The following is a 23,401-nucleotide window of genomic DNA, read 5'->3' on the forward strand; positions in this document are numbered from 1 at the left end:
CCCGCCGCGGACGCCAAAGCCGTCCGACGCGACGCCCACCGACACTGGATAGGAAAGAACGCCATGGTCCCGGAAATTGGTCACTTCGCACTGGCCCTCGCGCTTGCGCTTGCGCTTGTTCAAAGCGTTCTGCCGATTGCAGGTGCGTCGCGTGGAAACGCCGTCTGGATGAAATCCGCCCAGGCGACGGCAATAGGACAAGTGCTGTTTGTGGCCATAGCCTTCGCAGCGCTGATGCAGGCCTTCATCGTCAGCGACTTCACCGTCAGGAACGTCGTCGAGAATTCCCATTCGCTCAAGCCGATGCTCTACAAGGTGGCCGGGACCTGGGGCAGCCATGAGGGTTCGCTGCTGCTCTGGATTCTGATCCTCGCGGTGTTCGGCGCGGGCGTCGCCTGGTTCGGATCGAACATCCCCGCCGAGACCAAGGCGCGCACCTTGTCGGTGCAGGCGTGGATCAGCGTCGGCTTCCTGTCCTTCCTGCTTCTGACGTCGAACCCGTTCGAGCGGGTGTTTCCGCCGCCGCTCGACGGCAATGACCTGAACCCGTTGCTTCAGGACATGGGTCTCGCCATGCACCCGCCGCTCTTGTATTTCGGGTATGTCGGCTTCTCCATCGTGTTTTCCTTCGCCGTTGCGGCTCTTATAGAGGGTCGCGTCGATCCGGCCTGGGCCAGATGGGTCCGGCCATGGACATTGGCCGCCTGGATCAGCCTGACGGCCGGTATCGCCCTCGGGTCTTGGTGGGCCTATTATGAACTGGGCTGGGGCGGCTGGTGGTTCTGGGACCCGGTCGAGAATGTAAGCTTCATGCCTTGGCTTCTGGGCACAGCGCTGTTGCATTCGGCCATCGTCACGGAAAAGCGCGATGCGTTCAAAAGCTGGACCATCCTGCTTGCCATCCTGACTTTCTCGCTTTCACTTCTCGGGACGTTCATCGTCCGGTCAGGCCTGCTTACATCCGTACACGCGTTCGCCGTCGATCCAGAGCGCGGAGTTTACATTCTGGGTTTACTCGCGGTGTCCATCGGTGGGTCGCTGGCGCTCTACGCCTGGCGGGCGCCCGAAATGGAGCCGGGTGGTTTGTTTCGCCCGATCAGCCGCGAAGCCGGGCTGCTCGTGAACAACCTCATTCTGGCCGCCGCTACGGGAACCGTCCTGTTCGGGACGCTTTATCCGCTGATCCTGGAGGCTGTCACCGGGGACAAGATCTCGGTCGGTCCACCTTTCTTCAACGCGGCCTTCATTCCGATGATGCTGGCACTGGTCGTGTTCATGGGTCTTGGTCCATTCCTGTCGTGGAAGCGGGCTGATATCGCCGGTTTGCTCGATCGCATTCGGTTCGTGGCCGTGCTGGCGGTCATTGCAGCCTTGGCCGCATGGTATCTTCTGAACGGTGGGCCGATCATGGCCTATCTTGCCATCCTCGGCGCGGCGTGGCTGCTTTTTGCAACCCTACGAGAATGGGCGCTGCGCATCCGTCTGTTCGAGGTTTCCCTTGCAGAGGCCGCGAGACGCGCGCGCAACCTGCCACGTGCGTCACACGGCATGACGCTCGCCCATGCCGGCGTCGCTGTGTTGATGATGGGGATGATCGGCTCGACCGGATGGAAGAGTGAGGAGATCGTCTTTGCCGCCCCCGGGACCGAAGTCACGATCGCGGGGTTCGACATCACCTTCGAAGGGGCCACACAGGTTCAAGGGCCGAACTACATCGCGGATCGCGGCACCCTTGTGGTCCGTCGGGATGGCGAGCTGGTCACGACGCTTTTCCCAGAACGCCGGTATTACCCGGTCGCGGAAAGCCAGACGACGGAGTCGGCCATCCGCTCTACATTGGAGGGTGATCTCTATACGTCGATTGCAACGCCAGCCTCCGATCAAGTGAACAACGCCGGAGCATGGACCCTTCGGATCCTCTATGAACCGCTCGTCAACCTGATCTGGATCGGCTCGATCCTGCTGGTGATCGGTGGCTGTTTGTCCTTGTCGGATCGCCGTTTGAGGGTCGGGGCGCCGCGCCGCGCCAAACAGCCAGCCAGCGATGCTGTTCCTGCCGAGTAGGAGAGAAGATGAAACGTCTCATTGCCGGGCTGCCGTTTATTGCGGCGGTCATATTCGGGGGTTTTTTTCTCTGGGGGCTCAATCCCGACCGGGATCCCAACGAGATCCCTTCCGTCCTGATCTCGCAACCGGCCCCGGCGTTCGACCTCGATCCCGTGCCGGGGTTGGAGACACCCGGCCTGGCCCGAAGCGATCTTGTAGGCAACGAACGACCGGTCGTGGTCAATGTCTTTGCGTCCTGGTGCGTGCCCTGCCGCGCGGAACATGCCGTGTTGACACGCTTTGTCGAACGCGAGGGCATGCGGTTGTTCGGCATCAACTACAAAGACAAACCAGAAGATGCCGTGAAGTGGCTCAATGACCTCGGCAATCCCTACGAACGGATCGGGTCCGACCTTTCAGGCCGGACAGGGATCGAATGGGGCCTTTCAGGCGTGCCGGAAACCTTCATCGTCGATGGCGATGGTACTGTTCTGTTTCGCTATGTCGGGCCGGTCGTGGGTCCGGACGCCGTCGAACGGTTCACGCAAGCCCTGAAGCAGGCAGGCGCACTGCCAAAGGGAGCAGCATCATGAGACAGTTGATTTTCGCGTTTTGCATCGGGCTCTTTCCCTTTGCCGCCAATGCGGTCGAACCAGACGAAATGCTGGCCGACCCGGTATTGGAACAGCGTGCGCGGGAGATTTCCAAGGATCTGCGATGCGTCGTCTGTCAAAACCAGGACATCGACAGTTCGAACGCGGGTGTGGCGCGGGACTTGCGTCTGCTCGTACGCGAGCGACTGGTCACCGGAGACAGCGACGCGGAGGTGATCGAATACATTCGGGCGCGGTACGGGGATTACGTGCTGCTCAAACCGCCTCTGGAGCCTGCGACCTACGCGCTTTGGTTTGCGCCGATCGCTTTCGTTCTGATCGGGGTTTTCGTTGGTGGCGGGGTACTGATGAGTCGGCGAAAGCAAGAGGCTTTTGAAGATTTGGGCGCGGAGGATGAGAACACCGTGTCCGAGATTCTCAGACAAAACGAAGCGGGGGATGCGTCATGATCTGGGGTATTTTCGGTCTTCTGACGCTGGTCGCGATCGGAATAGTCCTCTACCCGCTGCTGCTGTCCAAATCGAACACTCTCACCAGAGGAGATGCGGTACCGGCCATCCTCGCCGATCAGATGCAGGAAATCGAACGAGACATGGACCGCGGTTTGATTTCTGAACAAGAAGCTCAAGCAGCCAGACTCGAGATCAAGAAACGGATCCTCGCGACGACCCGCAATTTGGAAGCAAAAGCCGGATCGTCCCGTAGTGGTGGCAGAGGCACTCTTGTTGTCGCGGCGGTCCTCGCGCCGGTTATTGCCGCGGGCTACTATCTGACAATGGGATCGCCGGAGGTGCCTTCAATGGCCTTCGCTGCCCGTGCAGAGGAGCGCGCACAGACTGATGAAGTGACGGCGCTGGCAATACAACTTCGCGAAAGGCTTATATCCGATCCGACCGGCGGCCCCAGCGAAGGGTGGATGCTGTTGGGCCAGACCTATCAGCGCATGGGCAGAACAGTTGATGCTGTCGAAGCATTCGAAGTTGTCGCCAAACGGGAGGATGCCACCTCCGCGACATTCTCCATGCTGGCGGAGGCTGTCGCGGTTGCCAATGATGGCGTTGTTATTCCACGGGCGAAATTGGCCATTGATCGCGCTTTGGAACTTGACCCATCCAATCCTGCGGCAACCTATTTCGAGTCTCTCTACCATCTTCAAAAAGAAGAGACGCGTAAGGCCTACGATCTGCTCGTTTCCCGGCTGAACCAGGAAAAGACGTTCGTGCCCTGGATGGAAACATACGTTTTGCAGATCAACCGGATTGCAGCGGCAGCTGACCTCCCGGTCGTCAATCTACCCAGCGGGCCGACATCCCCACCCGGCCCGAGTGCGGCAGATGTCGCGGCGGCGTCGGAGATGAATGACGCGGACCGCGCGGAGTTCATCCGATCGATGGTCTCGCGGCTGGCCGAGCGTCTTGAGGATGAACCGGACGATCTGGATGGTTGGATGCGGCTGGCAAACGCCTATACGGTCCTTGAGGAGCCCGATCGCGCCGTTGAGGCCTACCGCAAGGCTGAAGCGCTGTTGGAGCAGCAGCCCGCCAGTGATCCTCGGCGTGCGGCGGTCCGTGCCGCGCTTGAGCGGCTCGGCGGCTGACTGCTGGTCGGTGTCCCGCCCGGGCAGGTCACTCCTGTCCGGCAACCTTTGCGGAAACATCCCGACCGCTGGCTTGCGCCAAGGCGTCCATCACGTCTTCGGTTGTTAGCAATTCGGACAGCACAATGCCGTTCGGTGCCGATGGTCCGTAGACGGCATTGAAGGGGATGCCGTATCTGCCGAAACTCTCAAGGTAGCGGGAAATGCGCGTGTCCGGGCGTGTCCAATCTGCCTGCATCGCCGTGACTCCAGGCGCTTCAAGCGCGCTCCGGACTGGCTCCCGGTCGATGACAAGTGTCTTGTTCGCTTTGCAAGTCAGGCACCAGTCAGCGGTCACATCGACAAAAACGACCTCTCCTGCGGACACGCGTTTCGCTATGTCCGAACGATCAAATGCGATCCAAGCCATTGCCAACTGCGGCGTCGAACGCGCAGGTGCTGATTGCTGCAAGAGAGGACCTGCGGCAATGGCCAGGACAAGGCTGGCTATGGCAATAGACCACCTGAACTGGGACTGCACATTCGGGAGAGATAGTATCAGAACGGCGAGACCGGACAACGCCGCGACCGCGATGACAGACACAAGCCCGGCGACACCGTCGAGCACCCAGAACAGCCACACGGCGGTTGCAAGCAACAAGACCCCCATGACGCTTTTGATGATCAGCATCCATCGACCAGGCTTAGGCATGAATGCGACCAGACGCGGGAACGCGGCGATGACGAGATAGGGCAGGGCGAGGCCGAACCCGAGGCTCGAAAAGACTATGAGGATGTCCAAGCCACGCCCGGCCAAAGCAAAGGCCACAGCGGTGCCGAGGAACGGTGCCGAACAAGGCGTCGCCATGACGGCACCGAACATGCCAGTGAAAAAGTCGGCGGAATACCCGTTGCGTCCACCGGCCCCTGCAAGCCGCGTTTGAATGCCGTGTGGAAGGGCGAACTCGAACGCTCCGAACAGATTTGCCGAAAAGACGAGCAGAACAGCGATCATCACCGCAAGAAACAGCGGGCTTTGAAACTGCAGACCCCACCCGACGCTGAGGCCTGCCGTCTGGAGCGCCCAGAGGACGAGCGCCAGACCCCACATGAACGTCATGATGCCGGCGCTGGCAGCGACGAAACCGAACCGGACACGGGTTGTGTCGTGATCGGTGTGTTTGAGCACAGACGACACCTTGATGGACAGCACCGGCAGCACGCAGGGCATCACATTCAGGATCAATCCGCCCAGCAGCGCGATCGCGGCAATCCAGATCAGTTCCATCATGTCCGGTGTCGTGGCGGCCAGCTCAAAGGGTGGTGCTATTCCTTGCGCCACGCGATCCGCGATGATCGTGAAGGCCCGGTTCTCGCCGTCGGTGACGGTAATCGACGGAGCCACTGTCACATCCGTATTCGACGAGAGGATCGGCAAGCGCGCCCAAAGCAAACGATCCTCTTCTCCCAAACGGATATCGGGTTTGCCAAGCGCAACACCCATACCCAGTTCGGGAAACACATCCGGCGACTGGAGTGGTTCATCGACGCGAAGGCTGACGATCAACTCCGTGAGGTCTTCGTCGATGAAGGCATTTGCCTCGCTGACGCCGCTCGTCTTGGCCCCTTCGGGGACGCGCTCGGAAAACGTACCGATCAGCCCAGCCGAAGTGCTGTCGATGACGTTGCCCCGTCCGAGGCGAAGTGACAGGTCAAACTCTTCCGGGACACAGACATTGGAGCACACCAGCAGTTTGACCTGCGCGGAAAGAGTCACAGGTGCGCCGGGATCTTCGAGCGTTATGCGCAGCGGAAAGACGACTTCACCCGCATAACCAAAATTTTCGATGCCGAAGGCGGTGAAGCGCGTCGGGGCGGGCCACATGAATTCGACATCTGCGACGTTTTCGGAACCGCTCCATTCGACCGAAGGCGGTATTCCCACCTCGCCCGCCGACCGCCAATAGGTCTTCCAGTTTTCGTTCAGTTGAAGGTGAAGCCCGGCTGACAGAGTCTGTGTGTTCTCGGGAACGCCGTCCTGTACACTAATGAGATGCGCGGTGAGTGGCGCGCTCTGGTATTCAGCAGAGGTTGCTGCCGCGACACTTCCAGAGACAACGGCCAGGAGCACGAAGGGAATAAGCAAAACCCGTCGCAGGATCAAAAGGCAATCGATCAAGATACCTGCTTCCTTCCCTTATTTTTACCGCAGATTTCGCCAAGACGGCGGAGGTCGCCTCAACGGAAACCTACGGCAAAACCCTGACGACCATCCGCGCAGTCAACTCGCGCGACGCCAGTCGCAGAAGTTGAAAGATACCGACACCCATCCGGCAGAAGGTCTGACGCTTGCTTCGTGGACACGATAGCGCCGCGATCCGGGCAGTCTTCTAGACTTCCTGCACATCCCCCAAGCAAGAAACCCGACAACAGCAACGCGCCTACGCGTACCTTCCCGCGTACATCACGGCCTGTCGCGGACCACGACTGGAATCGCGGAGGTCATGGGCTCGGTCGTTTCCTCGATAGTATCCTTTGCCTTGTCGGAATGGCACGATTTCCCCATGAATTTGTGCATCGCAAGATGCGCCCCCACGCACAGCAGGAGCGGGGCGAAAGCCGCTGCATTGCCCCACATGCCCGCCAATGTGCCGCCGGCAAGAAAAAATCCCGCAACGGGCAGCAGCATGACGGCGCAACACGCCATCATTCCGTAATGCATGAGCCTGTCCGTGATCGGCTTCTTTCTGTGGTTCTGGTGGTCCATGACACCCTCTTTGTCTCGTTTCCCGCGTCATTTGCGGCCCTCCAGCAGGGTAAGGTCAAGGATACAAATGGATACACTTCTCGCGGCCTTGTCAGGTTGCCAGATGCCGGGTCTCGCGTAAAAGACGTGTGACAAAACCGAGGCTGGGAGTGTGTCATGACGTCTTTGCCGAATAACAAGATTAACCGACGACGCCTATTTGGTTTGGCGGCGGTTGCTTTGGCTGCCCCAAGCGTGGTTTGGGCCGAAGTCATTCGCCGCAATATCTCTTCTTTCCGAGTTCACGAGTGGCAAGACCATTTCGATACGCTTGGAAAGGGTATCATTATCTCGGACACGGAAACACGGGCTCTGCAGCATTGGACAGCAGATGGGTCAATGCGGATCTATCCGACATCCGTTCCTCTGACCGATGAACTCACAAAACGCGGTTATACCGAAGTCGTGGAAAAGCGCAAAAACCCCAGCTGGGCGCCGACGCCCTCCATGCGGGAACGCAATCCAGAATGGCCGGCACGTGTCGAGGGAGGCGATCCTGCCAACCCTCTGGGTACCCGCGCATTGTATCTGTCCTGGCAATACTACCGTATCCACGGAACACAGGACACGCGAAAAATCGGCCGTCGGTCATCAAATGGCTGCATCGGTTTGTTCAACGAACAGGTTGAAGAGCTTTACGAGCGGGTGCCCGTCGGCACTCAAGTCAAACTCATCTGACCCAAGAGACAAGGCGGAAGATACAGGCATGGACAAATTGACCGCGCTTATTGGAGCCGTAGTTATAGCTGGCGGGGGAGTTGCAACTTGGCAGTTCATTTCTGCGGAAGATTCTGCGGAAGATACAGCGATGGGTCATTCCATGACGCCTCCTGACACGAGTAGCATAGAAGCAGGCGACCCAATCGTTCAGGTCCAACTGCCGGCAGAATTCTCGGAGCAAGCCACGATTGGGAAAACCATATTCGAGGCTAAGTGTTCCGAGTGCCATGGAGCAAACGCAGCGGGACAAAACGGGATTGCCCCGCCTCTTGTGCACAAGATTTACGAGCCGAGCCACCATTCAGACATGGCCTTTGTTCTGGCCGCTCAAAATGGCGTGCGTGCGCATCACTGGAAATTCGGTAATATGCCAAGGATCGAAGGACTGACACAAGGAGACGTCAAGATGGTTGCCGCCTATGTCCGCGAACTACAGCGGGCCAACGGGATTGACTGATGCGTTGGTCGAAGACAAACCAATGGATTCTGTCGATCGTTTTCGGCCTTTTCCTAGTGGTTCTCGGAGTGCCTGAGGCGCCAGCGTTTCATGGTGAAGCGTCCTTGGCGCAAGAATTTCACGCTCACGAAGATGTAGGGTCATCGACGAACGAGGTCTCTGGCCACTGTCATCCGGGACTCGATTGTTCTGTCACTGCTGTGGTGTTTCTCCAGCCAAACGTGGTTTACGAGCCTCAGTTTCTGACGGCTGTCATGCAAGACGTCGCGACCCAACGAACAGAGTTGCGCCCTATCAGCGATCCTCCACCGCCACGACGGTGGGTCTGATTTCACATCGCTCGAAAAGCAGACCCAAAGAAGGATCGAAGACATGAAAAAGACGACTATCGTAGCGGCAGTGTTGATTGCAGGTACTGCGGTCACGGCATTCGCGCATAGCGGTGCCACCGGCATCGTGAAAGAGCGCATGGACGCCATGCTTGCAATGGGGAAGGCGGTCAAGACCGTGGCCCCGATGATGAGGGGCGAAACGGCCTATGACGCAGAAACAGTGCGCGATGCCGCGCGCCTGTTCCAGCAGCACGCCGGTGAGAGCATGACAAAGCTGTTCCCAGAGGGCACAGGGGGCATGCCCTCGGAAGCCAAGGACGAGGTGTGGACCGACTGGGAGCGCTTCGCGGCATTGGCAAGTCAGCTGGAAGAATACTCTGAGGGCCTGGAACGCGCAGCCGACAATGGATTGGGCGGCATGAGCGGCAATACCTCCATGGATGGCGCCTCGATGATGGGCGGCGGATCCATGATGGGAAGCGATACAACCATGATGGGCGGGAGCACGATGATGGGCAGCGGCGGCATGATGGATGCTGCCGCCATTGCCGAAATGCCCTCCGACGCGGCATTCGCGATGACGACACAGGTCTGTTCCGCATGCCATGAACGCTTCCGGGCGGAAGAAGACTAACCATGCGCCGGTTTTTGAAACTCGTCACCGGGGTCGCCGTGCTGGGCGCGGCCGGCCTCGGCGTGGTGATTGCATGGCCTGTCGGCAGTGCAGTGACTCCGATTGCAACAGAGGGCAATGTCGACCGGGGCGCATATTTGGCGCGCGCCAGTGGGTGCATTGCCTGTCATACCAATTTTGAAGCGGGCGGCGCACCACTTGCCGGAGGGGCGCCGCTCGAAACCCCGTTCGGAACGTTCTATCCGCCCAACCTGACGACCGACCCCGAACATGGCATGGGCGAATGGACGGCAGAACAGTTCGCAAAAGCCGTGCGGCAGGGGATCGGCCCCGATGGAACGCCCTACTATCCATCTTTCCCATATACGTTCTATGCGGATTTTTCTGACCAGGATATCGCTGACCTCTGGGCGGCGTTTCAAACCGTGCCGCCCGTGGACGAACCTGCACCAGAAAACGATGTCAGCTTCCCATTCGATCAACGATGGGGGCTGAAGCTCTGGCGAGCGGCGTTCTTCTACGATCCGGATACCGAACCGGTTGAAGGGCGAAGCGGCGCATGGAATCGCGGACGGGAATTGGTGCGCGGTGCGGCACATTGCGGAGCCTGCCATACGCCGCGCAATCTTGCAGGAGGTCGCGATATCGGTGCTTCCTTTGCAGGCAACGCCCAGCTTCCCGGTGGCAGCAAGGCACCCGCGATACGGCCAAAAGACCTGGCCAAAAATGACTGGACGGTTTCAAACCTCGCTTATGCGCTCCAGACCGGCATCATCCCTTCGGGCGATGCTTTCGGCGGCAGCATGGCGGAAGTGGTTCGCGAGGGAACTCGGTTTCTGACACCTGCCGATCGCGAAGCGATGGCGCTTTTCCTGCTGAACAAGGACACGGTCGAGGCGGAGAACCCCGCGTCGAACTAACACCACGCGGGGGCAACACGCCCCCGCTTTCTAGAGGATCGAAATGAGACAAACACGTCGGGATTTCTTGCGCCATGCAACACTGGCGGCCTGCGCGGCGGCCATCCCGCAGTCGGCTTTTGCCGCGACCCCGTTCGAGGACCTGATTGCCAAGGTTGCACGTCGACAGCTTCTTCCGGACACCTACCCGGAAACAGAGATCTGGGGCTATGACGGCCTTGTTCCGGCCCCGGAAATCCGGGTCGCTCAAGGCGATCGGGTGCGCCGCAGGTTCCGCAACGAGGTACCCGATCCCAGTTCGGTTCACTGGCACGGAATCCGGATCGATAACGCGATGGATGGCGTTTCAGGGCTGACCCAAGAGCCCGTGGCACCTGGTGAAACCTTTGACTACGACTTCGTCGTACCGGACGCCGGGACCTATTGGTACCACGCGCATAATCGCTCATACGAGCAGGTCGCGCGTGGTTTGCGCGGTGCTTTGATCGTCGAAGAGGCCAATGGACCGGACATCGACCGCGAGGAAGTCATCGTTCTGGAGGACTGGTTGCTCGATCCCGAAAGCGGGCAGCTTTTCGACAATTTCGAGCAGCCTATGATGATGAGCCACGGTGGACGCATCGGCAACTTTATCACGACCAATGGGCGCTATGACCTGACCTTGTCCGCGAAGCGCAACGAACGCATTCGCTTGCGGATCATCAACGCAGCAAGCGCGCGGATTTTCCCGCTGAAGCTCTCGGGGTTGAGTGGCTGGAGGGTGGCCGTCGATGGAATGCCAATCGGCCAACCCCAGCAGATTGACGGCGAGTTGATCCTCGGCCCGGCACAGCGCGTCGACTTAATTGTCGATGTGACCGAAGACGAAGGCGGCGTGGCCCATTTGCTGCGCATCGGCGATGACGATCAACCGACCCCGCTCGTGAGTTTTCCGATCGACGGCACAGCCAGTTCAGTACCAAGAGGCAAGCCACTGCCGTTGCCGCCGAACCCCGCAGCAAACGCCCCGGACCTTGCCGATGCGCGAGATTTGCGACTGGTCATGTCCGGCGGTGCAATGGGGCGGATGCAGTCCGCGTTGCTCGGTGGGGAACGTCTTGGATTCCGTCAGCTTGCCCAAGCGGGCAAATTCTGGGCCCTGAATGATGTCGCCGATATGACCGACACGCCACTGGCCGATCTATCCCTGAACGAGCCGGTGCGCTTGAAGATCGAGAACCAGACCGTGTTCCCACATGCGATGCACCTGCACGGGATGCATTTCCGTGAGCTGCGCCCCGACGGCGCGTTCGGGCCGATGCGGGACACGATCCTGTTGGCCGGCAACGAGTCCCGGGAGATCGCCTTTACGGCAGACAATCCCGGCAAGTGGCTGTTCCATTGCCACATGCTCAGCCACGCCGCGTCCGGCATGACAACCTGGATACGGGTCACATGAGGTATCTCGTTTGGTCCGTTCCGATCACTGTCGCAGCAGCCGCCTTCACGTATTGGCTCTCGACCAGTGCATCCTCGGATGTCGGCAGCGCGTCCAAGGCGGAGAGCTACGACATCGAAGAAGGCGCGTTGCTCTACGCAGAAAACTGCGCGTCTTGTCATGGCGCGGATCTGGAAGGCCAGCCGGAATGGCGAACGCCGGGCGCGGATGGGCGCCTGCCAGCACCACCGCATGATGAGACGGGTCACACCTGGCATCATCCTGACAGCCTGCTCTTCGATTACACAAAACTGGGGGGTGCAACGCTTCTGGCGCGTCAGGGCGTCGAATTCGACAGTGGCATGCCCGGTTTCGCAGACGTGCTGACCGACCAGCGAATTCACAACATCCTGGCCTTCATCCGGTCCACCTGGCCAGATCGCATCCGCGAAGTCCAGGCCGCGCGGACAGAAGCCGACGAACAACGGGGAGAGAACTAAAATGCGTTTCAGACAAGCCTTCACGACGGTCGCGATAGCTGCCTTGCTTCCGCTACCGGCACTCGCCGACGAACTGTCAGAGTCCCGGGTCAAGGAACTTGTGCTGGAAGCAATCCGCGAGAACCCGGAGATTGTCATGGAGGCCGTCGCCATCCTTGAACAAAGGCAGGCGCAAGCGCAGGAGCTCAGTCAGGCCCAAGTTCTGAATGACCAGCGCGATCTGATCGAGAACGATCCGAATGCGCCGGTTCTCGGCAACGCGGAAGGGGACGTCACCGTTGTGGAATTTTTCGACTACAACTGTCCTTATTGTCGGCGGGTCAAACCCGAGGTGCGGGCTTTGATCGAAGACGATCCAAACATTCGCCTCGTCTATCGTGAATGGCCCATTCTCGGAGACGGATCGGTGTTCGCCGCGAAAGCGGCCTTGGCAGCGCGCAAGCAGGACAAATACGAAGAGTTTCACTGGGCGATGATGGGGCTGGAAGGCCGCGCGGAAGAGGCCTCCGTGCTGCGCGTTGCCGAGGAGATCGGCCTGGATATCGCACAGTTGCGCAAGGACATGGAGGCCCCCGAGGTCGAAGAGCACATTGCGACATCCATGCAACTGACCCAAGCTCTGGGCTTTAACGGCACGCCGTCTTTCGTGATCGGTGACGCGCTGGTCCCGGGCTTCGTCGAAAAGGCGCAGCTTGTCGACTTGGTCGAGGAAGCCCGCAAAGTCGAAGACTGAAATTCTGTGCCCGGACCGCCCTTGGGTGGTCCAGGCACTGCATCAAGCGGCCGCAGGTTCCACGTTGTAGCCCGCATCCCGAATGATCGCTAGGACTTGATCGGCTGGTAACACGCTGGCGACACGCACATGTCGGGCAGAAAGGTCACATTCTACGCCTGCATTCGGATCTGCGCTCTTCACCGCGCTTTCGATTGCTGCGGTGCAATGTCCACAGCTCATGTCCGGAACGCTGAACTTCATCGGAACCACTCCTTGATCTGATTTCTGTCGGTGACATGGGGCTTCCCCCCGCTGGAAGGTCAAGTGAAGAAATTTATTTGGCGCCCTCCCATTGACCCTCCAGTAACTGGAATCCTCATATTCCACTTCGAATGGAAAAACAGGTGACACATATGCCCGAACCCAAACAGACCAGCCTGCCGATCGAAGGCATGTCATGTGCGTCCTGCGTTGGCAGGGTCGACCGCGCATTGAATGCAATCGACGGCGTAGAGGATGTGTCGGTGAATCTTGCATCCGAAACCGCGCGTATGAGCGTGGACGCGCTCAAGCGCGTTCCGGAAATCATCGAAACCCTTCGCGAGCTGGGCTACCCCGCGCGGACGGCCAAGGCCGAACTCACGATTGCAGCCATGTCCTGTGCCTCTTGCGTCGGGCGGGTCGACAAGGCGCTTTCCGCGGTGCCTGGAGTGGTCGAGGTGAACGTCAACCTCGCCTCCGAGACGGCGACGGTGGTTTACGTCGAAGGTCTTGTCACGACATCCGATCTGGTAAATGCAAGCGGCGCGGCAGGGTATCCAGCAACCGTGGCAACGGCCCAAGCCGGTGACGACAGGGTTGCGCGCAAGGAGGAAGAGGCTCAGGCGCTTGCCAAACGGGTCACCTTTGCAGCCATCCTCGCCTTGCCGGTCTTTTTGATCGAGATGGGTGGCCACGTCATTCCGGCCGTTCATATGCTTATCGAGACCACGATTGGTCAGCAGACGAGTTGGCTTCTTCAATTCGTTCTCACGACAATCGTTCTCTTCGGCCCGGGCCGGACGTTTTACACCAAGGGTTTCCCGGCCCTATTCCGGGGCGCGCCCGACATGAACAGCCTCGTCGCGGTCGGCACCGGGGCGGCTTACTTCTATTCCGTAGTTGCGACATTCATACCATCGGCCTTGCCTGACACGCTGCGCTCTGTCTACTTCGAGGCGGCAGCGGTCATCGTCGTCCTCATCTTGCTGGGGCGTTTTCTTGAAGCGCGCGCTAAGGGGAGAACGGGCGCGGCCATCCAGAAGCTGCTGGGGCTTCAGGCGCGGACCGCGCGTGTGGTGCGGGACGGTGAAAACGTCGAGATCGAGATCGATGCGCTGGTTCAGGGTGACATCGTCATCGTGCGTCCCGGCGAACGCATCGCGGTCGATGGTGAGGTCATCGAGGGGACCAGCCGCGTCGACGAAAGCATGCTGACAGGCGAGCCGATCCCCGCTGAAAAGAGTGCCGGAGATCCGGTGACCGGCGGGACGGTCAACGGCGCTGGAAGTCTGCAATTCCGCGCCACAAGGGTCGGCGCCGACACAACCCTGGCGCAGATCATTCGCATGGTCGAAGAGGCCCAGGGCGCCAAGCTGCCGATCCAGGGATTGGTCGACCGGATCACCTTGTGGTTCGTACCTGCCGTCATGGCGATCGCGGCGGCGACCGTGCTGGTCTGGCTGGTTTTCGGGCCTGATCCGGCCCTGACAATGGCGCTGATCGCCGGTGTGTCGGTGCTGATCATCGCGTGCCCCTGCGCGATGGGGCTTGCGACGCCGACCTCGATCATGGTCGGGACGGGACGTGCTGCGGAAATGGGTGTCCTGTTCCGCAAGGGCGACGCCTTGCAGCTACTTGATTCCGTTGATGTGGTCGCCCTCGACAAGACAGGCACGGTGACCGAGGGGCGACCCGCACTGACTGACCTTGTGCTGGCGGAAGGGTTCGATCGTTCAACAACGCTCTCGAAGATCGCCGCCGTGGAGTCGCTCTCCGAGCATCCTGTCGCGGACGCCATCGTCCGCGCCGCCCGGGCCGACGGCGCCCCGCTTGTGGGGGCCGAAGGTTTCCAGTCGGTCACCGGTTACGGCGTGCGCGCCTTGGTCGAAGGCGCGGAGGTGTTGGTTGGGGCCGACCGCTACATGACGCGGGAAGGCATTGACATCTCGGCATTGGCACCAGAGGAAACGAAGATCGCGAGCAAGGGTCGGACGGCGCTTTACGCTGCCATAGATGGACGTATCGCCGCCGTGATCGGCGTCGCCGATCCGGTCAAACCGGCAAGCCGCGCAGCCATCGCAGCGCTGCACGAAAAGGGTCTTGCGGTTGCGATGATCACCGGGGACAAACGCGAAACCGCCGAAGCCATCGCCCGCGAAACCGGCATCGACCATGTCGTCGCCGGCGTTCTGCCAGACGGCAAGGTCGCGGCGCTCAACAGTTTGCGCGAGGGCGGCAAGCGCATCGCCTTTGTCGGCGACGGGATCAACGACGCCCCGGCGCTGGCGCATGCCGATGTGGGCATCGCCATTGGAACCGGCACCGATGTGGCCATCGAATCTGCGGATGTCGTCCTGATGTCGGGCGATGTGCGCGGCGTGGTGAACGCCTTCGAAGTATCGCGGCGGACCATGCGCAACATCCGGCAGAACCTGTTCTGGGCCTTTGCCTACAACGTGGCACTTATTCCGGTCGCTGCCGGGGTGCTCTATCCGGCCTTTGGGTTGCTCCTGTCACCAATCCTTGCGGCGGGTGCGATGGCGTTGTCCTCGGTGTTTGTCCTGACCAATGCCCTGCGGCTGCGGCGCATCGCGCCTGCGATGGACGAGCAGCGCGCAATCCCGGCAGAGATGGCAGCCGCCACTCCTGCTCCAGCAGAATAACGGAGGTCCGACATGAACATCGGAGACGTTGCCCGACAATCGGGTGTGCCCGCCAAGACGATCCGCTACTACGAGGACATCGGTCTGATCCGCCCGAACCGTAGCGAGAACGGCTATCGCGCGTTCACCGAGAACCACGTTCACAAGCTGGCGTTTCTGGGTCGCGCACGGGCCTTGGGGTTCACCATCGAAGATTGCAGGACGCTCCTGTCGCTCTACGAGGATGAAAACCGCGAAAGCATGCAAGTGAAGGCGGTTGCGGAAGACCATCTGCGCCAGATCGAGGAAAAGATCGCGAAACTGCAATCCATGCGCGCGACGCTCGCCGAACTGGTGGAAAAATGTGCCGGGGATCACCGGCCCGACTGCCCCATCATCGAGGATCTGTCGCCGGAGCGGTTGGCCAAGTGACAGGCAAGAAGGGGCTGTACCTCAGAACCAGATCGCGCGGACCGGCATCCAGATACCCATGAAGATCATCATCAGGTTTTCCGTCAGCGAAATGAACCCCAGCGGGACGGAACTGTCACCGCCGACGCAGGCGCATTTCAGCTCTCTCTTGTCGATATAAACAGCCTTGAACACGCTGACAGCGCCGACCGTGCCGATAAACAGGGCGACAGGCGCCGAGAGCCACAGCAGCGCGCCGGCAGTCATCAGGACACCTGCCAACGCTTCGCCGAACGGGTAGACCTTGCCGTATCGCACCCATTTGCGCGCCAGCAGATCGTAGTTGAGGAACATCGTCGAAAACCCTTCGACATCCTGCAATTTCTGGATCGCGAGAATGGTCATGGACAGCGAAATGAACCATTCGAACCCCCGCAAGGTAAGGACCGACCCGTACTGGTGCCAAGACAGGCCCAATGCCAACAGCGCGGCAGATCGCGATGACCGGCTGGTAGGTCGTGTCGCTTTGCTCTTCCTCGGGTGGGTCAATGTCGAAAAACACCCTGAGATCATCGTAACCGCCGATCCGTTCGTCCCCGATGAAAGTCTGCGGCGTCGTCTCGACCCCGTGCTTCTCCATGAAAGCATCGGTGTCTTCACGGGTGTCAAGCGGATGGTCTTCCACCTCGAAGCCTTGCCGCTCCAGCAGGTCTTTCGATTTCAGACCGTAGGGGCAGACATGGCCCGGCATGACCATGCGATAAAGCTGCGCGGATTTACTGTCTGTATCGCGGGGCATGTCCTTTCCTCCTTATCCGCTGCACGTAAGTTGACCACGGAACCCGGCTTCGTAGTCGGTTCCCGCGCTGACGATCAGATCGGTCAGGTCACCGTTCGTCTCTGCGATCTCGGCCGACAGCGGGCCTTCAGAAAATGCATTTTCGCCCTGCGCATTCAGGCGCACCAGATCACCGCTGATCTTCATTGCGGCGGCAGACCCTTCGCCGGTTTCACCAGTCACCAGTACAGCCGGACTGTCCGAGGTGTAAGCAAAGCGGCAATTTCCGCCATTCGGGAACACCGCAGCGATTTCGTCTTCCGTCAGAAACTCAGGATCGACCTTCGACACGACCTCCGTTTGAAGCGCCTGTTGCGCATCCACAACCTGCGCCGGCGTTTCGCTTCGCGTGGCCGATGCTTCGCCGTTTGCTCCAATGTCAGCAATAAGGTAGCGCATTTCGGCGATTTCCTTGTCCTGCGCATAGATAATGTCGTCTGCGAGCCCCCGGACGCGCGGGTCGGTGATCTCGGCACGAGTCGACGTCATGATGGCGATCGAGTGGTGCGGGATCATGGCGCGCATGTAGGACCTGTCCTGCACCGTGAATTGCCCGCGAACCAGCCAGAGGCTCGCCGCGAAAAGGACTATTGCGCCAACGAAAATCGCGATGTTGGCTTTGGTGTTCTGATACATGGACAACATGTACGCCAACATGATCACGGCCATGGTCGCCCCCATCAGGATGGCCATGTAAAGGCGTGTCTCCGAAAAGAAGATATGGCCCCAAAGATAGGTGTTCAGGTACATCAGAACGAACATGACCACGGTCGATGTTCCGATCATCATAAAGAATCGTGAGTAGTGCATTTCCAGTCACCTCCTTGCAGTTCTCTAAAACAACAACATTCCAGCGCTGGAGAGTTCCAAAAGCACGAATTTTCGTAGTTTCAAGGCAACAAAGGCGCGTCGTTTGCCCCGGTTCACGGCTTCTTTTCTTTGCCCCTGACGCGCACTGAATTTTCATGGGTCCGAGGAGATCGCGCCATGCAGAATTTCACGAGACGAGAATTGATTTGTGCCGGAGCGATGGGTTGCTTTCTGCCCACAACTGCCTGGGCCCACAAAGTCAAATTGCCCGAACGGTTCGAACCACAATTGGTAAACACCCGTCGTGGTGACTGGGTTAAAGGCGATGTCCACGTCGTTCCCGACGATTTTTTCCTTTATTTCATGCTCGAGGACGGGATGGCGATCCGCTACGGGGTCGGGGTAGGGCGCAAAGGTTTGTACGAACCCGGAGAGTTCACGGTAGCGCGCAAGGCCAAATGGCCATGGTGGCGGCCAACGAACGCCATGATCCGGCGCGAGCCACGCAAATACGCAAAGTACAAGGATGGACTGAAAGGCGGGCCAAACAACCCGCTCGGGGCCCGCGCGCTCTATCTCTACGATGCCGAGGGACGCGATACCTATCTTCGCATTCATGGAACGAACGCCCCGGAGACAATTGGGTCTGCCGTGTCGAATGGATGCGCGCGGTTGACGAATGAACATGTGAAGAATCTGTACGAACGCGTTGAAATCGGCGCCCGCGTCTTCCTGTATCCCAAAGTGACAACGGCGTGAGGAGTGTTCTGTCGCCTTGAAGTTCCTCTTCCGGAAATGGCACAAGTGCGGCAGTTGGCGAAAGCCAGTCTATCATTCATGAGGTGACGGAATTGTCTTTGAGCCGGAGGTCTTTCCTTGGCGGGATGACCGTTGCGCTGGCTGGTACCCGCTTGCCAGCAGCGACACACGAGTTGATCCTCGCGCCCCAATCGATCAAGGCGCACCTTGCTGGGTACGACGTGTCGATGTTGGGCTTCAACGGTGGTCTGCCGGGCCCAGAAGTCAGAATGCGACAAGGACAAACCGCCCGCATTACCCTCGATAACCGATTGGAGGAGGGCGCTCTCGTTCACTGGCATGGGTTGCGGGTTCCAAATCGGATGGATGGTGTCAACGTCCTCACTCAGGATGTGGTCATTCCGGGCGACTCGTATCGTTATCAATTCGGCGTCCCGGATGCCGGCACGTATTGGTATCACTCGCATTACCTGTCTTACGATCAGGTCAGCCGCGGTCTTTTCGGCGCCTTCATCGTCGAGGAGCAAAATGCGCCGGCTGTCGACCATGACATCGTTGTTCAGTTCTTCGATGTCTTGCTGGATCAGTCCGGGCAGTACGACGAAGCGTTCAACCCGGCCCATTTCGCAACCGAGGGCCGTATCGGCAATACGGTCACGGCACTTGTTTTCAATGGAACCGGCAAGACTGTGAAACGAGGCGACCGTCTGCGACTGCGTCTCATAAATCCCTCTATCGACAGGGTGTACCGTGTCGGCCTGGATGGTTTGATAGGCAAGATCGTTGCACTGGATGGCATGCCTCTGGCGCATCCTCGGACGCTCGAACCGATCCTTCTCGCTCCGGGGCAAAGATGCGATGTGATTGGTGATGCGACCGGGCCTATTAGATTCGACGACAGCTTTGGAGAACAGACGTTGAGCCTTGGCGAAATCGCTGTTTCCGGTTCCCGTGAGCCCGCGAAAGCGCCCATCACCGCATTGCCCGCCAACCGAATGCCCGCCCCGAAAGACCCCGGCCAAACCGCGGAGCTGGTGCTCCAGGGAGGTGCGGGAAGCGCGTCCCACAACGGCACAGGGACATGGGCGCTCAATGACGTATCCGGCCTGCCTCGAAGGCCTTTCCTATCCGCCGCGCAGGGGACGACCGCGCGCATTTCGATCCGCAACGAAACCGGGTTCCCACACGTCATGCATCTGCATGGCCACCATTTCTGGGAACTCGATGCGGCGGGTGAAGCCGGTCCATACCGGGACTCGACCTATCTGGATACCGGCGAGACGCGGGATATTCTCGTCGTCCTGGACAATCCGGGATCGTGGATGCTGCATTGCCACATGTTGAGCCACCAGGCCGACGGTATGGCAACGTGGATCAGAGTCGGCTGAGGGTCGCGACGGATACATACCGTTACAAATCTCTGAATGATAACAGCCCTTCTGCCGTTTACGTAACCTGACAAGCGAGAAACAGGTCCATCGATTGCCAACGGGAGCGTTCATTGACCCTGACACCAAAATCTCTCGGCATGACTGCGGCGGCAGGATCAGCCGCCTTGCTGTTAGGGGCCTTCGTTTTCCAGGCTCTTGGCTACGCGCCTTGCGCAATGTGCATCTGGCAACGCTACCCACACGCAATCGCCATTGGAATGGGCGCTCTGTTGCTCTTTGCTCTGCCGATTTTGCCAATCCTGATAATCGGTGCCCTGTCGGAACTCAGCACATCCGCGTTGGGAGTGTTTCATACCGGTGTCGAGCGCGGCTGGTGGGAGGGACCGACTTCTTGCACGGGATCCGGCCTCGATGTTTCCCAAATGTCGGTATCGGAATTGCTGCCCTCTGCCAGTTCAAATGCGTCCAATCTTGTTCTGTGCAGTGAGGTTGTCTGGGAATTTCTGACGTTGTCCATGGCGAGTTGGAACGCGATCCTAAGCGGTGTCCTTGCTTGCCTCTGGTTGGTCGCGATCGCAAGACATCAAAAGGTTCGGTGGCATGGGGTCGCGGACGTTTCTTGAATCGTCCCGCATTCATCGAAAACAAACAAAGGGCTTCGCTTCATGGTTACAAGACGACACTTCCTTGCACTTTCCGGCTCGCTGTTTTCAGCTTCTCTGAGTTCGCCAGCATTCGCTAAGACCTGGCCGTCAACAGCCGAAAAAGCAGCTTGGGATGCGCAGATCACGCCCGCCAACTATGACCCGGCAACAACCAACCCATGGGGGCTGCATCCCAGGCTGCTGCCGCAACGCGTTTTGGCGAATGACGGTTTGCGCCCGGGTGACATTCACGTCGATGCGATCGCGCGCTATCTGTACCATATCGAGGAAGGTGGCACCGCGATGCGATACGGGGTGGCGATTGCCAAGGGCGATCTCTATGAACCCGGCACCTATACGATCCGCCGAAAGGTCGAATGGCCGCACTGGACGCCAACGCAGTCAATGATCGAACGCGATCCGGAGGCTTACGAGCGGTTTGCCGACGGTATGGAGCCCGGCCCCAACAATGCCTTGGGCAGCAGGGCTTTGTATCTATTCGTCGGAGATCGGGATACGTACCTTCGAATTCACGGAACGCCGAGCCCTCGCAGCATTGGCGGCCGGGCCAGTTCGGGATGCGTGCGCATGGTGATGGCCCACATCAATGATCTCTATCCGAATGTCGCTGTCGGATCGACGGCGTTCCTTTACTCGGCCGAAGACAGCGTTACCGCTCGAAGCTAACCTATTGCATCTTTGGCTCACACGCCGAGGACTGCGTCGTGCAGGGACATCTTCCAATGAATTGTTGGACGAACACTCACGGCTGTGTCGCAAGTGAACTTTCGAACTGTGCGATCGCTACGGATTTGTCGTCCTCATCGTTCTCGAACAGCTTTGTGGTTCGCACGCCCGGCAACTTGCCAAAATCCGCCATCAGGCGCTTTGGAAAAAATGTGCGTCCGATGGATTCAAATCCTGGTAATTGTCTGAGTACCGCGGAGGTACTGGCACTACAAAAACCGGAAGCGGCTGGGCCGCTGGCAATTGCAAGGCGCAAAGCCTGCTCCGCGACTTCGGGAGACACATCGATCTCTTGTATGACGACATGGTAGGTCTCGCGAGCATGAGCCCGCGCATAAAAATCGACCACTTGTGGAGTAATGCCATAAAGCACATCTCCCCGTTCCGGTACAGCGCTCAGCCGGACCGTTCCTGCCGGATCGAAGATAACACGCTGCGACCCATTAATCATGACGCTGCTATGCGCACCCGCCCCGGACCTGTTGTTGATCATGGTGTACAACGTCAGCGCGGCCGGTCCATCGTGACGGTAGGATGCGCTACTGATGACTTCGGCTGAAGCATCCGGGCGCATGTCGTTTCCTGCGCCGCACCCCGCCAAAATTACCAAGGTTAGAACTGAGAAAATGCGGTTCAAAAAGAGCACCCTGCAGCCTCCTGCCATGGGCTGAATAATTGAATTTTCGGGATATTCAGGTCCTCTACCACTCTCGACACCAACTCTTCCGGATTTCACGTCCACCGAAACACGGGTTCGGTGTCGGTTGGTACGCGACTCCTCGACAGGTTTTTCTCTGGATATCGCAAGTCTCAGATTAAGAGGAGCGTTCGCCCCGAATTGATTTGTCGCAATTTGTAACAGACCCCGCCTTTGTGACCTCGCGATACAAAACACCGGCTCGCGTGGCATTCCGCATCTGCAGGTGCATCCCATATGGTGGCTATCGTAACACTGACACGAGGTGATCGACATGAAACGCAATACTCTACTCGCTGCAATGACTCTGGCTGCAACCGCCTTTGGTGGCGTCGCCTTGGCGGATGCCAACCATGGGCACAGTGGTCAACCTGGTGCCCAAAGTGGGGCAGGCATGATGCAGAACGGTGGTCCGGGCATGATGGGGAACATGGGCGGAATGATGGACATGATGCAGCGCATGCACGGAAACATGATGGGCGCAGGCATGGCTGGCGGCATGATGCAAATGTTCGACACCGATGGAGACGGCACAACGACGCCGGAAGAAATGCGCACGCAGCTGCAGGCCAAGCTTTCCGAGTTTGACAGCGACGGGGATGGAAACCTCTCGATTACCGAGTTTGAAGCTCTCCACAGCGCGATGATCCGCGAAATGATGGTGGATCGTTTTCAACACCTCGATGCCGATGGCGACGGCGCGGTGACGCCGGAAGAGATGGCCGCTCCGGCCGATAGGATGGAGCGGATGCAGATGATGCGGTCGAACATGGCAGATGCGCCTGCGCGGCCGGGCAACGGTCAGGGCATGGGCAACGGCTCCATGATGCAGGACAACTGAGCCAACGGGTGCCGGTTTTTTCCGGCACCCGTCCTCAAAACGCCAAAACCGTTCTCGGCCGGGACATTGAACCGAACCGCGACCTGAACCGTTTAGCCTCGTTATGCCAAAAAATAGAGACACGGAAAGGAAAATTCCCATGGCCTATACCTATGATCGCGTCCTGAAAGACACCAATATCGATGACGCAGAGATGCGTGTTCGGGATGCTTTGGCAGACAAGGGCTTCGGCGTTCTGACTGAGATTGACGTCAAAGCGACGATGAAAAAGAAACTTGATGCGGACATGCCGCCTTACCGCATTCTCGGGGCCTGTAATCCGGGCATGGCGCACAAAGCCATCGAGATCGAGCCTCGCATCGGTGCGATGCTTCCCTGCAATGTCATCCTGCGGCAAGTGGACGGCGACACCGAGGTCAGCGCGGTCGATCCTGTCGCTTCGATGCAGGCGGTGCAGAACCAAGACCTGGACGCGGTCGCCGGCGAAGTCCGCGATCTACTCCGGGACGCCCTCGACGCCGCGTGATGGCGGGATGGGCGTTGGATGCCCTGTCGCAGATCGAGCGCCTTTAGCGGTGCTCGATCAATGCCATCTAATCCCCACGTAAATTCCTGATGAGGAA

At 59.2% G+C, this 23,401-nt stretch carries 24 protein-coding genes and 1 pseudogene; 19 read left to right on the plus strand and 6 right to left on the minus strand.

Annotated elements, in window-relative coordinates:
* Positions 1 to 63: 63 nt before the first annotated feature.
* Genes SM764_RS18375 through ccmI form a run of 4 tightly spaced genes read left to right on the plus strand, consistent with a single transcriptional unit; the run spans position 64 to position 4,257 of the window.
* Positions 64 to 2,064: a heme lyase CcmF/NrfE family subunit gene (locus SM764_RS18375; protein WP_369002452.1), complete on the plus strand. Its 2,001-nt coding sequence runs from the start codon at positions 64 to 66 to the stop codon at positions 2,062 to 2,064.
* Between the two features lie 8 nt (positions 2,065 to 2,072).
* On the plus strand, positions 2,073 to 2,639 hold the full coding sequence (locus SM764_RS18380) for a DsbE family thiol:disulfide interchange protein (protein WP_007803389.1): 567 nt from the start codon (positions 2,073 to 2,075) through the stop codon (positions 2,637 to 2,639).
* Complete coding sequence (locus tag SM764_RS18385; RefSeq protein WP_078523121.1) at positions 2,636 to 3,109, plus strand: cytochrome c-type biogenesis protein; 474 nt, start codon at positions 2,636 to 2,638, stop codon at positions 3,107 to 3,109. Before SM764_RS18380 ends, SM764_RS18385 begins: the two co-directional genes overlap by 4 nt.
* Complete coding sequence (gene ccmI, locus SM764_RS18390) at positions 3,106 to 4,257, plus strand: c-type cytochrome biogenesis protein CcmI (RefSeq protein ID WP_050686135.1); 1,152 nt, start codon at positions 3,106 to 3,108, stop codon at positions 4,255 to 4,257. Before SM764_RS18385 ends, ccmI begins: the two co-directional genes overlap by 4 nt.
* A 28-nt stretch (positions 4,258 to 4,285) precedes the next feature.
* Here ccmI and SM764_RS18395 read toward each other — a convergent pair whose 3' ends face one another.
* Entirely contained in the window at positions 4,286 to 6,415 is a 2,130-nt protein-coding gene (locus SM764_RS18395; RefSeq protein WP_306005613.1) for a protein-disulfide reductase DsbD family protein, read from the minus strand.
* A 285-nt stretch (positions 6,416 to 6,700) separates the two neighbouring features.
* The gene (locus SM764_RS18400; RefSeq protein WP_046212140.1) at positions 6,701 to 7,003 is read right to left on the minus strand and encodes a DUF2933 domain-containing protein; all 303 of its coding nucleotides are present in this window, start codon (positions 7,001 to 7,003) and stop codon (positions 6,701 to 6,703) included.
* Between the two features lie 156 nt (positions 7,004 to 7,159).
* Between SM764_RS18400 and SM764_RS18405 the strand changes: the two genes are divergently transcribed.
* The 7 genes from SM764_RS18405 (at position 7,160) to SM764_RS18435 (ending at position 12,755) form a co-directional block, all read left to right on the plus strand.
* Positions 7,160 to 7,720, plus strand: a complete 561-nt coding sequence (locus SM764_RS18405) for a L,D-transpeptidase (protein ID WP_369002453.1) — start codon at positions 7,160 to 7,162, stop codon at positions 7,718 to 7,720.
* 28 nt (positions 7,721 to 7,748) lie between these two features.
* Entirely contained in the window at positions 7,749 to 8,219 is a 471-nt protein-coding gene (locus SM764_RS18410; protein ID WP_369002454.1) for a c-type cytochrome, read from the plus strand.
* A 372-nt stretch (positions 8,220 to 8,591) separates the two neighbouring features.
* Positions 8,592 to 9,185, plus strand: a complete 594-nt coding sequence (locus tag SM764_RS18415; RefSeq protein ID WP_369002455.1) for a c-type cytochrome — start codon at positions 8,592 to 8,594, stop codon at positions 9,183 to 9,185.
* Between the two features lie 2 nt (positions 9,186 to 9,187).
* Positions 9,188 to 10,105, plus strand: coding sequence for a c-type cytochrome (locus SM764_RS18420; protein WP_040182554.1), 918 nt, complete (start codon positions 9,188 to 9,190; stop codon positions 10,103 to 10,105).
* 43 nt (positions 10,106 to 10,148) lie between these two features.
* On the plus strand, positions 10,149 to 11,543 hold the full coding sequence (locus SM764_RS18425) for a multicopper oxidase family protein (RefSeq protein WP_369002456.1): 1,395 nt from the start codon (positions 10,149 to 10,151) through the stop codon (positions 11,541 to 11,543).
* The gene (locus SM764_RS18430; protein WP_058239068.1) at positions 11,540 to 12,022 is read left to right on the plus strand and encodes a c-type cytochrome; all 483 of its coding nucleotides are present in this window, start codon (positions 11,540 to 11,542) and stop codon (positions 12,020 to 12,022) included. The genes SM764_RS18425 and SM764_RS18430 overlap by 4 nt, the downstream gene beginning before the upstream one ends.
* 1 nt (position 12,023) lies before the next feature.
* The gene (locus tag SM764_RS18435) at positions 12,024 to 12,755 is read left to right on the plus strand and encodes a DsbA family protein (protein WP_040182558.1); all 732 of its coding nucleotides are present in this window, start codon (positions 12,024 to 12,026) and stop codon (positions 12,753 to 12,755) included.
* A 42-nt stretch (positions 12,756 to 12,797) separates the two neighbouring features.
* Here SM764_RS18435 and SM764_RS18440 read toward each other — a convergent pair whose 3' ends face one another.
* Positions 12,798 to 12,998 carry a heavy-metal-associated domain-containing protein gene (locus SM764_RS18440; RefSeq protein WP_058239067.1) on the minus strand — a complete coding sequence of 67 codons (201 nt, stop codon included), beginning with the start codon at positions 12,996 to 12,998 and terminating at the stop codon, positions 12,798 to 12,800.
* 152 nt (positions 12,999 to 13,150) lie between these two features.
* Between SM764_RS18440 and SM764_RS18445 the strand changes: the two genes are divergently transcribed.
* Positions 13,151 to 15,661 carry a heavy metal translocating P-type ATPase gene (locus tag SM764_RS18445; protein WP_369002457.1) on the plus strand — a complete coding sequence of 837 codons (2,511 nt, stop codon included), beginning with the start codon at positions 13,151 to 13,153 and terminating at the stop codon, positions 15,659 to 15,661.
* 12 nt (positions 15,662 to 15,673) lie between these two features.
* A complete protein-coding gene (cueR, locus tag SM764_RS18450; RefSeq protein ID WP_038008399.1) occupies positions 15,674 to 16,072 on the plus strand; it encodes a Cu(I)-responsive transcriptional regulator in 399 nt (132 codons plus the stop codon).
* A 21-nt stretch (positions 16,073 to 16,093) separates the two neighbouring features.
* Here the strand turns inward: cueR and SM764_RS18455 are convergent.
* Together SM764_RS18455 and SM764_RS18460 are read right to left on the minus strand one after the other, a co-directional pair.
* Positions 16,094 to 16,850, minus strand: a pseudogene (locus SM764_RS18455) (MauE/DoxX family redox-associated membrane protein).
* A 12-nt stretch (positions 16,851 to 16,862) separates the two neighbouring features.
* Positions 16,863 to 17,651 (minus strand): DUF305 domain-containing protein, encoded by a 789-nt coding sequence (locus SM764_RS18460; RefSeq protein ID WP_367397392.1) that lies wholly within the window; start codon positions 17,649 to 17,651, stop codon positions 16,863 to 16,865.
* Positions 17,652 to 17,876: 225 nt separating this feature from the next.
* Between SM764_RS18460 and SM764_RS18465 the strand changes: the two genes are divergently transcribed.
* The 4 genes from SM764_RS18465 to SM764_RS18480 all read left to right on the plus strand — a co-directional run bounded on the left by SM764_RS18465 (position 17,877) and on the right by SM764_RS18480 (position 21,180).
* Positions 17,877 to 18,458, plus strand: a complete 582-nt coding sequence (locus tag SM764_RS18465; protein ID WP_082204816.1) for a L,D-transpeptidase — start codon at positions 17,877 to 17,879, stop codon at positions 18,456 to 18,458.
* A gap of 125 nt (positions 18,459 to 18,583) precedes the next feature.
* Positions 18,584 to 19,846, plus strand: coding sequence for a multicopper oxidase family protein (locus SM764_RS18470; RefSeq protein ID WP_007803424.1), 1,263 nt, complete (start codon positions 18,584 to 18,586; stop codon positions 19,844 to 19,846).
* 113 nt (positions 19,847 to 19,959) lie between these two features.
* Positions 19,960 to 20,472, plus strand: coding sequence for a disulfide bond formation protein B (locus SM764_RS18475; RefSeq protein WP_442416241.1), 513 nt, complete (start codon positions 19,960 to 19,962; stop codon positions 20,470 to 20,472).
* Between the two features lie 42 nt (positions 20,473 to 20,514).
* Positions 20,515 to 21,180 carry a L,D-transpeptidase gene (locus SM764_RS18480; RefSeq protein ID WP_012187180.1) on the plus strand — a complete coding sequence of 222 codons (666 nt, stop codon included), beginning with the start codon at positions 20,515 to 20,517 and terminating at the stop codon, positions 21,178 to 21,180.
* Positions 21,181 to 21,256: 76 nt separating this feature from the next.
* Here the strand turns inward: SM764_RS18480 and SM764_RS18485 are convergent, their stop codons facing one another.
* Complete coding sequence (locus SM764_RS18485; RefSeq protein ID WP_242533902.1) at positions 21,257 to 21,814, minus strand: hypothetical protein; 558 nt, start codon at positions 21,812 to 21,814, stop codon at positions 21,257 to 21,259.
* Between the two features lie 397 nt (positions 21,815 to 22,211).
* Here SM764_RS18485 and SM764_RS18490 point away from each other — a divergent pair, with 397 nt between their 5' ends.
* A complete protein-coding gene (locus tag SM764_RS18490) occupies positions 22,212 to 22,778 on the plus strand; it encodes an EF-hand domain-containing protein (RefSeq protein WP_369002458.1) in 567 nt (188 codons plus the stop codon).
* A gap of 139 nt (positions 22,779 to 22,917) precedes the next feature.
* Positions 22,918 to 23,304: a DUF302 domain-containing protein gene (locus tag SM764_RS18495; RefSeq protein ID WP_050686143.1), complete on the plus strand. Its 387-nt coding sequence runs from the start codon at positions 22,918 to 22,920 to the stop codon at positions 23,302 to 23,304.
* The last annotated feature ends 97 nt before the right edge of the window (positions 23,305 to 23,401 follow it).

It is taken from the genome of Pseudophaeobacter sp. 1A16562, assembly GCF_041008785.1.
In the GTDB taxonomy this organism is placed as follows: Bacteria; Pseudomonadota; Alphaproteobacteria; order Rhodobacterales; family Rhodobacteraceae; genus Phycobacter; species Phycobacter gallaeciensis_A.

Coding starts and splice junctions, on each gene's coding strand:
- ccmI (WP_050686135.1), top strand. CDS start 3,106: ATGATCTGGGGTATTTTCGGTCTTCTGACGCTGGTCGCGATCGGAATA.
- SM764_RS18485 (WP_242533902.1), bottom strand. CDS start 21,814: ATGCGCCCGGATGCTTCAGCCGAAGTCATCAGTAGCGCATCCTACCGT.
- SM764_RS18400 (WP_046212140.1), bottom strand. CDS start 7,003: ATGGACCACCAGAACCACAGAAAGAAGCCGATCACGGACAGGCTCATG.
- SM764_RS18410 (WP_369002454.1), top strand. CDS start 7,749: ATGGACAAATTGACCGCGCTTATTGGAGCCGTAGTTATAGCTGGCGGG.
- SM764_RS18470 (WP_007803424.1), top strand. CDS start 18,584: ATGACCGTTGCGCTGGCTGGTACCCGCTTGCCAGCAGCGACACACGAG.
- SM764_RS18490 (WP_369002458.1), top strand. CDS start 22,212: ATGAAACGCAATACTCTACTCGCTGCAATGACTCTGGCTGCAACCGCC.
- SM764_RS18385 (WP_078523121.1), top strand. CDS start 2,636: ATGAGACAGTTGATTTTCGCGTTTTGCATCGGGCTCTTTCCCTTTGCC.
- SM764_RS18440 (WP_058239067.1), bottom strand. CDS start 12,998: ATGAAGTTCAGCGTTCCGGACATGAGCTGTGGACATTGCACCGCAGCA.
- SM764_RS18465 (WP_082204816.1), top strand. CDS start 17,877: ATGCAGAATTTCACGAGACGAGAATTGATTTGTGCCGGAGCGATGGGT.
- cueR (WP_038008399.1), top strand. CDS start 15,674: ATGAACATCGGAGACGTTGCCCGACAATCGGGTGTGCCCGCCAAGACG.
- SM764_RS18445 (WP_369002457.1), top strand. CDS start 13,151: ATGCCCGAACCCAAACAGACCAGCCTGCCGATCGAAGGCATGTCATGT.
- SM764_RS18495 (WP_050686143.1), top strand. CDS start 22,918: ATGGCCTATACCTATGATCGCGTCCTGAAAGACACCAATATCGATGAC.
- SM764_RS18460 (WP_367397392.1), bottom strand. CDS start 17,651: ATGTTCGTTCTGATGTACCTGAACACCTATCTTTGGGGCCATATCTTC.
- SM764_RS18380 (WP_007803389.1), top strand. CDS start 2,073: ATGAAACGTCTCATTGCCGGGCTGCCGTTTATTGCGGCGGTCATATTC.
- SM764_RS18415 (WP_369002455.1), top strand. CDS start 8,592: ATGAAAAAGACGACTATCGTAGCGGCAGTGTTGATTGCAGGTACTGCG.
- SM764_RS18420 (WP_040182554.1), top strand. CDS start 9,188: ATGCGCCGGTTTTTGAAACTCGTCACCGGGGTCGCCGTGCTGGGCGCG.
- SM764_RS18405 (WP_369002453.1), top strand. CDS start 7,160: ATGACGTCTTTGCCGAATAACAAGATTAACCGACGACGCCTATTTGGT.
- SM764_RS18480 (WP_012187180.1), top strand. CDS start 20,515: ATGGTTACAAGACGACACTTCCTTGCACTTTCCGGCTCGCTGTTTTCA.
- SM764_RS18425 (WP_369002456.1), top strand. CDS start 10,149: ATGAGACAAACACGTCGGGATTTCTTGCGCCATGCAACACTGGCGGCC.
- SM764_RS18430 (WP_058239068.1), top strand. CDS start 11,540: ATGAGGTATCTCGTTTGGTCCGTTCCGATCACTGTCGCAGCAGCCGCC.
- SM764_RS18375 (WP_369002452.1), top strand. CDS start 64: ATGGTCCCGGAAATTGGTCACTTCGCACTGGCCCTCGCGCTTGCGCTT.
- SM764_RS18435 (WP_040182558.1), top strand. CDS start 12,024: ATGCGTTTCAGACAAGCCTTCACGACGGTCGCGATAGCTGCCTTGCTT.